The sequence below is a fragment of the Streptomyces sp. NPDC007164 genome (assembly GCF_040634135.1).
Classification (GTDB): domain Bacteria; phylum Actinomycetota; class Actinomycetes; order Streptomycetales; family Streptomycetaceae; genus Streptomyces; species Streptomyces sanglieri.
In genome coordinates this window covers 120,068-130,480 of record NZ_JBEYFB010000023.1, presented here as the reverse complement: position 1 = coordinate 130,480, position 10,413 = coordinate 120,068, and the positions used below count along the sequence as shown (strand labels likewise).

Here is a 10,413-nt window from a genome sequence, read left to right as displayed (position 1 = left end):
CGCCAAGGGCGCAGGCGCCGGCCTCTCCAAGATCGGCGACATCACCAAGGGCCTCAAGGGCATCAGCAACATCGACATCCCCAAACTCCCCGACGGTACGGTGCAGTTGCCCGACGGTCGCTTCCTGGAGCCCAACGGGAACCTGGTCGCCCCGAACGGCGTGGTCGAAACGACCCCGATCCCGCACGACACGGTCCCCGGCACCTCGGGGCTGCCGTCGTCCTGGCAGGTACAGCAGCCGGTGCCGGTGGGCGTCCACGCGGGAAGCGGCCTCCCTGACATGGCGGCGCACACGCCCGGTGGCGGCTTCGACAACGTGCCGCCCGGTGCGGGCGGCCATGTGCCGGGCGGAGTGCCCGGCCACGTACCGAACGGATCGTTCGGCCCCGCCCCGGCGCACTTCGACCCGGCGAGCCACCTGCCGGGCGGAGCACCCGGCCACGTCCCGGGCAACGTCGGCGCTCACGTTCCCACCGACCACTTCCCCGCGGGCGCGGGCCACGACATCCCCGGTGGCAATCCGCACACCCCGTCCACTCCTGACGCCCCGCACACGCCCCATGGTCCGGACGCCCCGCACACCCCGGGCCATGACGGACCGGGCCCGCACGGGCCCGACGGTTCGCACGGTGGCGGCCACGACACCTCGCACGGCGGGCACGCGGACGACGCGGCCGCGCACGCCGATGACGCGGCGCACGCCGGTGACCATGGCGACCACGGCAGCCATGTCGACCCGCACGGCACCGCCGACGACCTGGCGCACGGCGGGGACGACGCGACGACGCCCGGCCATCCCGGTGGGGACGGGGTGGGTAACGGCGGTCCGGGTGACGGTTTCAAGTACACCCCCCACGTCTCCGCCGACGACTTCGACGACCTCACGGCGGCCGAGAAGCATCAGGTCGCCGCCGCCGAACTCACCGATGGGACGGTCCCGTTCGCCGACGACACGGCGGCGATCAAGTACGGCCAGGACTACTGGAACGACTACGTGGACAATCTGGACCCGTCCGCGAAGCAGGCCCTCTGGGACTACACCGGTGAGACGTTCCCGTCGTATCACGACATGAACGGTCATCTGCGCGGCACTCCAGGATTCGGTCCGAAGCCGGAGGTGCTGCACGACATCGCCGAGATGGACAGGGTCATGTCGACGCGTCCCGTGCCCGACGACATCATGGTCGTCCGGGGTACGGGTCTGGGCCACCTCAAGCTGGACTCCCCGCTCGACATGCTGGGCAAGACGTACCCGGACAAGGGCTACACCTCCACGTCCCTCGGCAACCACCCGGTGTCCGGCTTCGCCGGAAAGGAGGCGATCCTGCACCTCCGCGTACCGAAGGGGACGCCCGCCCTCTGGCTGGAGAAGGTCTCCAAGTTCGACGTATCGGAGCGGGAGCTGCTCCTGGCCCGCGGTTCCGAGTTCAAGGTGACCCGCGTCTTTATGGAGAATGGCCAGGTCCAGGTCTACGGGGAAGTCCTGCCGCCGAATAAGGGAGTGGTACACGAATGAGCAGCGAGCAGCGGCCCAATCCGCGGCTGAACGAGGATCTGTTGTTCAACGAGGCGCCCGACGGGCCGCCGCGCTACAGCTCCCAGTCCCACAAGCCGGTCCAGTACCTGACGGTGGCAGACAGGGACGGCGAGGCGATCGGGTACGTATGGGCGAACGACGAGGACGACGCCGCCGGGTGGCTGGTCCGCAAGGCGGGTGGCGACGAAGCGTTCAACAAGGGTGCGAGGTGGGCCCGGAGGCTCCACGACGCGAAGGCCCGGGGTATCGCCCCGACGGCCGCCCTGGCAGAGATGATCAAGGAATCGGACCCTTCGAAGAGCAGCCATGTCGTACCCGGCTCTCTGACCGAGGCGCCGAACGTCGATGTGGTCAGGGGTCTCGCCGCCGCGAGCTGACCATGACGCGCAAACCCGCCGTACCGCGCTACCGCGCCGAGACCGACGGCCCGGTCCATCACCTCACCGTCGCCAATGCCCGTGGCGAGGCGATGGGCTACCTGTGGGCCAACGACGAGGACGACGCCGCCGGTTGGTGCCTGCGGCCCGCCGGGGACCGGGCCGGGATCAACGAGGGGATCGAGTGGTCCGCGAAGCTGAGCGCCGCCAAGGCGCGCGGGCTCGCGCCCACTGCCGCACTCGCCAGGCTGGCCCGGGGCTCGGACCCGAGGTGCGTCAGCCATGTCGTTCCGGGTTCCCTGGCCGAGGCCCCGTCCCTGGCCGCGCTCATGGAGCTGGCCCATGTCGTCACCGAGGCCGACGACCGGCGCCTGCTGGCTCATCTCGACCGCGGGAACGCCGACGCGTGGCGCGAGTTGAGGGAGGCGCTCGCCGCGCTCACGGACGAGGACCGAGCCGTACGGTGGTCCGAGAGCGGGCAGCAGCCCGACGGCACCTGGCTGATGGGCCACCCGGTCCACAGCGAGCGGCTTCGGCGCCTGGTGGGTGCGCTGGCCGCCGTCGGCGCGGTGACGCCCGCGTACCTGTGGCAGGACAATCCACCGCCTGCCGTGCCCGCCGACGGTCGGCTGGGTCCGGCCGACGCGGTGCGCGCGGCCACGGCCGTGGTACGCGGGGAACGGTTCTGCGACGGGACGATCGCGCAGGCTGCGGGGGAAGGACTTCTCGACGCCGTGGCCGAGTCGTTGTGTGTCTGGTACGAGGCCGACGCCGGCGGCCCGCACGGCGTTCCCTGACGGATACGAAATACCGGTTCGCCGTGCCCGCTGGTGGTACGGGCCGGGCTGTACTGCCCGCTCGCCCATGCCTTATGTTGCAGGAGTGAATCGGGGGATTCCCTGCGGTGCCCGTCGGCCGGTTCGGAATATGCCGCTCCCCCGGAGTGCGCGGGAGTGACCCGGTCCCGGCCGCCGTTCCTCGCGCCGGCGGGCGATGACCCGGCGATCGCGAACCCAGCGACCATGACCTACGCAACGTACGACTGAGGCAACGGACGACAGGACGAATGGCACGGGATTACGACAGCCAGCTGCTGGAGTCGGTGGCGGTACGCCGGCGCAGGATGCGTGACGCACTGCTGTTCGGCGCGCAGCGGGCGCGGCGTACGGCGGACGAGCGGCTCGGGAAGGTGTTCGCGGGGATCGCCATTGCCGCCGTGCTGTGCGCGGGATGCGTGGGATGGTCCTTTGTCCAGAACATGCTGGAGAAGCAGAAGGCCGAGCAGCAGAAGCAGCAGCGCCAGGAACAGCAGTACCAGCAGCCGGCCAAAACGGCGCAACCGGAGAAATCCGGGGATTCGGCGAAAAATCCGCAATAGCTCAGTAACTCCGGTGAATTCAGAAAGAGTTCCCCGCAAAGGGGGCTGAGAAGGCGCCAGTAGCATGGGCAGCCCTCAACTGCCCGACTCCTCAAAACGTCGCGATGATAGGTTCCCGTAAAGTGGTGAGCACAGCAACGACTTCCCGAGCGCAGCTCAGCCGGGTGACTCTGGTCGGTGAGCGACGCCGGGCCGATATCGTCCTGCCGTCCGACACGCCGATCGGGCAACTGCTGCCGGACATCCTGCAATTGCTGGACGACCGGGCGGCCTCCCGCCCGATGACCCGGCAGTTGATCACCTCGGACGGCTCCGCTCTCCCGCACGACAGCACGCTGTCCTCGGCCGGGATCGCGGACGGTGCGGTGCTCCGGCTGGTCCGGGCCCACTCCGCGCCCCCTGCCCCGGTCGTGCACGACGTCACCGATCTGGTGGCCGACGATCTCGATCTTCAGGCCTGGCGCTGGCGCCCCTCCGCCCGTCGTACGAGTGCGGGTGTGGCCTCGGTGGTCTTCGCGGTGGTCTCCGCGCTGCTGGCCCGGCGTGAGTTCGGCCTGGAGGCGCTGACCGTCGCCCTCACGGCGGCCACGCTCGTCCTGATGGCGGCCGGTGCGCTGATCGCGAAGATCGGGCAGGGCAACCGGGGTCTGGCGACCGCGCTCCTGCTCGCTTCCGGCAGCCTCGGCATCCTCACCGCCTGGACCGCCGCGGACGCGTACGACTGGTCGGGGAACGCGCGGCTCGCCGCCGTCGCCGCCGCGCTGGTCCTGACGCTGGTGCTCCTCGGCTACTTCTCGCCGCTCGGCCGCGGCGGGCTCATTGGTGCCGTCGCCACCACCGCGATCACCGTGGTGTGGGAGGCCGTCGCCGCCGTCCAGGACGACCTGGCTCGGCTCGGCGCCGTCATGGCGGTCTTCTCGGTCGTGCTGCTCGGCCTGCTGCCCCGGCTGGCGCTGGCTGCCTCCGGGCTCACCGCACTGGACGACCGCCGCTCCGCCGGCACCTCGGTCAGCCGCCACCAGGTGGGCAACGCGCTGGCGGCCACCCACCGCGGTCTCGCCCTGGCGACGGTGGTCACGGCGGTCTCCGCGGCGGCCGGCGGCTGGCTGCTCACCCTGGCCGGCAAGCCGTCCGTGTGGACCGTGGCGCTCCCCTCGCTGGTGGCGCTGGTGCTGCTCTCCCGGGCGCGGGCCTTCCCGCTGGTCGCGGAGGTGGTGGCGCTGTTCGCCGCCGCCGCGGTCCTCCTCGTGCGTCTCGTCGTGCTGTGGATGGGCCACGCCGGGGGCGCCGGACCGCTCGCCCTGCTCTGCGCGGCCGCGGTGCTGCCGCTGCTCGTCCTGGCGGTGCAGCCGCCCGAGCATGTGCGGGTCCGGCTGCGGCGCATGGCCGATCTGGTCGAATCCATCGGCGTGGTGGGGCTCTTCCCGCTCGCCGTCGGTGTGTTCGGCGTGTACGGACAGCTGCTCAACAAGTTCTGAGTCGACGCGCAGGTGCTCCGGGCGGGGCAGCAGGGCGAAAAAGAAGGGCAGACATGCCGAACGAAGACAACTGGCAGGGCGATGTGCTGCGCGCCATGAGGGGCGGCGGCGCCCGGCAGAGCGCGCAGGACCCCGACGGCCGGCGCCCCGAGGGCCAGGACTACGGCGCCCCCGCGCAGGGTCAGGGCGGTCGGCCGTACGGTGCCGCCGCACCGGGGCCCGGCGTCCCCGCGCAGGACGCCCATGCCTACGGGACGCCCCAGCAGCACCCCGGCCAGCCCCAGCAGCCCCAGCAGTACGCCGGCTACCAGCAGGAACAGCCGCAGGCCGCCCAGCAGCAGTACCCCGGCTATCAGGAGCAGCAGCACCAGCAGCAGGCTCAGCAGCCGCCGCCACAGCAGCAGTACCTCGGTCATCAGGAACAGCAGCACCAGCAGCAGGCTCAGCAGCCGCACGCCGGTCACCAGGAACAGCACCAGCACCAGCCGCACGCCGTTTTCCAGGACCAGCAGCAACAGCAGCAGCAGCAACAGCCGCCCCAGCAGCACCCCGGCTATCAGGGACACCCGGGTATGGCCGCCCGCCCCGTCGCGCAGCCGCAACAGCAACAGCACCCGCAGCAGGACCGGCCTCGGACTCAGGCCCCGTACACCCCGGGCACCCGGCCCCATCACGCGCCCGACTCCCGGCCCGTGGTGGACCGGGGGCTGGCCGCCCTCGGGCGCAAGGCGCGGCGCGGTGAGCCGTTCACCGCGCGGGCCGCGCGCGCCCTGCGGGTGAGCGTGTCCTCGTCGGCCGCGCGCGAGGTCGCCCGTACCACCGCCACCGCCGAGACGCTCCAGCAGCCGGTGACGACCGGTCGGCAGATCGCCGTCACCTCCATCCGGGGCGGGGCGGGCAAGTCGACCGTCGCGGCGCTGCTCGGCACCACGTACGCGCACTACCGCCAGGACCCGGTCCTCCTCGTCGAGGCCGACCCGTCGCTCGGCTCGCTGCCGCTGCGGCTCGGCGCCGAGTCGCTGCGGTGGACCACCGGTGACCTGGCGGACATCATCGAGCCGCAGATGTCGCTGCTGGACATCACCGGCTATCTCGTCCAGCTCCCCGGCAACGCCTGGCTGCTGCCCGGCAGCCAGGGCCAGATCGGCGCGATGCTGGACAGCAGGGCGTACGAGCGGGTCATGGTCTCGCTGCGCCGCTACTTCGGCGTCACCGTCGTCGACTGCGAGACGCTGCCCGCCGAGGTCGCCCGGGTCGCGCTGTCCGCCGCCCAGGCCCGGGTGCTGGCCGCCCCCGCCACGCTGGAGGGCATCACCAGCACGTACGCGGTGCTCCAGTGGATGCAGTCGCTGCCCCGGCAGGTGATCGCCGGCACGGTCGTCGTGCTCAGCGAACTGGTGCCGCATCCCGGGCTCGATCTCGACGAGGCGACGAAGAAGATCGAAGCCACCGGGGCGAGCGTCCAGGTGCTGCCGTACGACCGTCATCTGGCGGCCGGCGGCGAGATCCGTACCGAACTCCTGGCGCACGCGACGCGGGAGGCCGCCACCCGGCTCGCCGCCGATGTGTTCCGGCTCTCCCAGCAGCACCACTGATCACCGATCGGCAGCACCACCGGTCCCGATGCCGACCTGACCCGACCCCGAGTGACGGACGACGATGAGTACCCGACTGATCCACCGCCCGGCCAGGACCACCCGGCCGCCGGCCGCCTCCGAGGCGCGCACCATCGAGGCACCGCCGAACCTGCCCGAGGGCAAGTCCGGCAACATCGCGATGTCGCTGTTGCCCGTCGCCGGTGTGATGTCCTCCGTCGTGATGATGACGGTCGTACGCAACAGTCAGTTCGCCGGTCTCGGCGCGATCATCCTCGTCGTCACCGTCATCGGTTCGGTGGCGCTGGTCTTCTCGCAGCGCGGCAAGGCCCAGCGCACCCGCCGTACCCAGCGCGAGGCCTACCTCGCGTATCTGGAGGACCTGCGCGAGGAACTCTCCGTCGAGGAGCGCCGGCGGGCCGAGCGGGCCGATGTCCTCAATCCGCCGCCGCACGCCCTGTACGACATAGTGCGCGACCCGGCCCGGGTCTGGGAGCGGCGCCGTCTCGACGGCGACTTCCTGCGGGTGCGCGTCGGCACGGGTGAGATGCCGGTGCGCGATCTGACGGTCGCCCAGCAGGGCTCGTCCGTCCTGTCGCCGCCCGACACCTTCATGCTCAACGAGGCGTCGGCGCTGATGGACCGCTTCCGTACCGGCACCGAACTCCCGCTGACCGTGCCGCTCGACCGGGTCGGCAACGTCAGTGTCATCGGCCCCCGCGAGGACTGCCTGCGCATCGCGCGCGCCCTGCTCGTCCAGACCGCCGCCACGCACGCCCCCGACGACGTCGCGATGGCGCTCGCCGTGCCCGGTGAGCGGCTGGCCGACTGGGAGTGGGCCAAGTGGATGCCGCATCTGCTCGACACCGAGCAGTTCGACGGTCCGGTCGCGGCCCGCCGGATCGCCCCGTCCGCGCCCCAGCTCTCCCGTCAGATCGGTCCGGAGCTGCGCCGCCGCGCCTCGTACGCGGCCGAGGTACGGCGCGGTCTGTCCGGCAAGGACGCGCTGTCCATGACGTCCCGGCTGCTCGTCGTCACCGACGGGCACGGCGAGGACGCCGTCGACCTGCCGCGCCCGGACGACGCGGTCGGCCTGCGCGAGATGGGCGTCAGCGTGCTGCACCTGCTGGAGCACCGGGTCCAGGAGCCGGGACACGTCAGCGTACGGATCACCGTCGACGGCGACTCGGTCGTCATCGAGGACCTGCGCGAGCAGGAAGCGATCAGCGCCCACGGCACCGTGGACGAGGTCGGCATCCCGTTCGCCGAGGGACTGGCCCGGATGCTGGCGCCGATGCGGCTGTCCGCCGAATCGCTCGTGGACGCCCCGCTGTCGGGCCCCGTCGACTTCGCCGACCTGCTCGGCATCGACGACGTGGCGCAGCTGGACCTGTCGCGGATGTGGGCGCCACGCGGCGAACGTGCCTTCCTGCGCGTGCCGATCGGCATCAGCGACTCCCATCAGCCGGTACTCCTGGACCTGAAGGAGTCCTCCGAGCTGGGCATGGGCCCGCACGGGCTGTGTGTCGGGGCCACCGGTTCCGGCAAGTCGGAGCTGCTGCGCACCCTGGTGCTCGCCCTGGTGGCCACGCATCCGCCGGAGGACCTCGCGCTGGTCCTGGTCGACTACAAGGGCGGTGCGACCTTCGCCCCGTTCGCGGAGCTGCCGCACGTGGCCGGGGTCATCACCAACCTGGAGAACCAGGCGGGCCTGGTCGAGCGGGTGCACGCCTCGCTCGCCGGTGAGGTCAAGCGCCGTCAGCAGGTGCTCAAGGACGCGGGCAATGTCGCCGACATCGGTGACTACGCGGCGCTGCGCGCGGACCGGCGGCCCGATCTGGACCCGCTGCCGCATCTGTTCGTGGTGATCGACGAGTTCGGTGAACTCCTCACCGCGAAGCCGGACTTCATCGACCTGTTCCTGTCCATCGGCCGGATCGGCCGCTCCATCGGTGTGCATCTGCTGCTGTCCAGCCAGCGCATCGAGGGCGGCAAGCTCAAGGGCCTGGACACCTATCTCTCGTACCGGCTCGGCCTGCGCACCTTCTCCGCCGACGAGTCGCGTACGGTCCTGGACACCACGGACGCCTTCCATCTGCCGCCGCTGCCCGGCTTCGGCTATCTGAAGGTCGACACCAGCCATTACGAGCGCTTCAAGGCGAGCTATGTCTCGGGCGCGTACCGGGGGCCGGTGCAGCGCGACGAGGAGCAGGACAGCGGGCCGCTGGCCCTGGAGTACGAGGCGTTCAACACCCTTGCCGAGCCGGAGAGTTCGGGCGAGGAGCCGAAGGTGCGGCGCCGGGAGACCGGGCCGACCGAGATGGGTGTCGTCGTCGACCAGCTGCGGGAGGCGGCCGGTCCGGTGCGCCGGATCTGGCTGCCGCCGCTGCCCGGCGCGATCGCCCTGGACAAGGTCGCGGGGCCGCTGGACGTGGGCCCGCGCGGGATGCAGCTGGCCAAGCGGCGCGGTCCGCTCCAGGTGCCGCTCGGCCTGCTCGACGACCCGACCAAGCAGTGGCAGGGCCAGTGGTACCTGGACCTCACGGTGGCGGGCGGGCACGCCGCGGTCATCGGTGGTCCGCAGACCGGCAAGACGACGCTGCTGCGGACGCTCGCGCTGGCGATCTCGCTGACCCACACCCCGCAGGAGGTCGGCGTCTACGGCCTCGACCTGGTCGGCGGCGGTCTCCAGGCCGTGTCGGGGCTGCCGCACGTCGGCGGTGTCGCCGGGCGGGCGGACCGGGAGCGCGCGGGGCGCACCGTCGAGGAGGTGCGGGGCATGCTCGCGGTCCGCGAGGACCTGTTCCGCGAGCACGCCGTCGACTCCGTGGAGCAGTTGCGTTCGCTGCACGCGGCGGGCCGGCTGCCCCGGCTGGCCTCGGCCGAGATCGTGCTGATCATCGACGGTTTCGGTGCGCTGCGCGACGACTTCGACGAGCTGGACGACGCGGTCGTGGACATCCTCAAGCGCGGTGGCGGCTACGGCATCCACGTCGTCGCGGGCATGCTCCGCTGGAACGACGTACGCATCGCCACCCAGTCGAACTTCGGTACCCGGGTCGAGCTGCGGCTGAACGACCCGAGCGAGTCCAGCATCGACCGCAAGCTCGCGCAGACCCTGTCGGCCGACGAGCCGGGCCGCATCCTCACCGACGGCAAGCTGTTCGCCCAGGTCGCGCTGCCCCGTACGGACGGTCTCGCGGACGTCTCGGAGCTGGGCGCGGTCCTGGAGCACACGGCCCGTACGGTCCGCGCCACCTGGAGCGGTGAGGTCGCCCAGCCGGTCCGGATCCTGCCGCACGTCCTGGAGCCGCATCTGCTGCCGGGCCCGGTCGCCGAGCCCAAGCGGGTGCCGATCGGCCTGGACCAGACGGCGCTGGCGCCCGCCGTGCTCGACCTGTTCCACCACGACCAGCACCTGCTGGTCCTGGGCGACAGCGAGTGCGGCAAGACGAACCTGCTGAAGACCGTCGCCGGCGGGCTGATCGAGCGCTACGGCGAGGACGAGCTGGTCTTCGCCGTCATGGACCCGCGGCGCGGGCTGCGCGGCGCGATCCCGGAGGAGTTCCGCGGCGGGTACGCGTACAACCCCAAGATGTGCGCGGGTCTGGCCGCCGGTATCGCCACCGAGCTGGAGAAGCGGCTGCCGGACGACCGGGCGGACAACGAAGACCTGGAGCCCGGCAGCTGGGGCAGCGGTCCGCGGATCGTGATCCTGGTCGACGACTACGACGTGCTGACCACCGCAGGTCAGTCCCCGCTCGACCCGTTCCTGCCGTACATCCCGTCCGCCGTCGACATCGGTCTGCACTTCGTGCTGACCCGCCGGGTGGCGGGCGCCTCGCGCGGCATGTACGACCCGCTGGTGCTGGGTCTGCGCGAGTCGGGGGCCTCGGCGCTCCTGATGTCGGGCGACCGCAGCGAGGGCCAGCTGTTCCCCGGTGTGTACGCCGCCCAGCAGCCGCCGGGCCGCGGGGTGTTCATCCGCAGGGGCCAGCCCAACCGCCTGGTCCAGACCGTGTACACCGCGGAGTGACCCGCCGGGGCG

The 10,413-nt window shown here is 71.7% G+C and carries 7 protein-coding genes; all 7 read left to right on the top strand.

What is annotated here, in order from left to right:
* On the top strand, positions 1-1,516 hold a 1,516-nt coding region (locus ABZ622_RS26095), incomplete at its 5' end, for an ADP-ribosyltransferase (protein ID WP_360547081.1).
* Entirely contained in the window at positions 1,513-1,914 is a 402-nt protein-coding gene (locus ABZ622_RS26090; RefSeq protein ID WP_360547079.1) for a hypothetical protein, read from the top strand. The genes ABZ622_RS26095 and ABZ622_RS26090, both read left to right, overlap by 4 nt.
* A gap of 2 nt (positions 1,915-1,916) precedes the next feature.
* Positions 1,917-2,711, top strand: coding sequence for a DUF6508 domain-containing protein (locus ABZ622_RS26085; protein ID WP_360547077.1), 795 nt, complete (start codon positions 1,917-1,919; stop codon positions 2,709-2,711).
* A 269-nt stretch (positions 2,712-2,980) separates the two neighbouring features.
* Entirely contained in the window at positions 2,981-3,292 is a 312-nt protein-coding gene (locus ABZ622_RS26080; RefSeq protein ID WP_189547120.1) for a hypothetical protein, read from the top strand.
* A 104-nt stretch (positions 3,293-3,396) separates the two neighbouring features.
* Positions 3,397-4,770, top strand: a complete 1,374-nt coding sequence (gene eccD / locus ABZ622_RS26075; RefSeq protein WP_360547074.1) for a type VII secretion integral membrane protein EccD — start codon at positions 3,397-3,399, stop codon at positions 4,768-4,770.
* Positions 4,771-4,823: 53 nt separating this feature from the next.
* Complete coding sequence (locus ABZ622_RS26070; RefSeq protein WP_360547073.1) at positions 4,824-6,365, top strand: MinD/ParA family protein; 1,542 nt, start codon at positions 4,824-4,826, stop codon at positions 6,363-6,365.
* A gap of 64 nt (positions 6,366-6,429) precedes the next feature.
* Positions 6,430-10,401: a type VII secretion protein EccCa gene (gene eccCa / locus ABZ622_RS26065; protein ID WP_360547071.1), complete on the top strand. Its 3,972-nt coding sequence runs from the start codon at positions 6,430-6,432 to the stop codon at positions 10,399-10,401.
* Positions 10,402-10,413 lie beyond the last annotated feature (12 nt).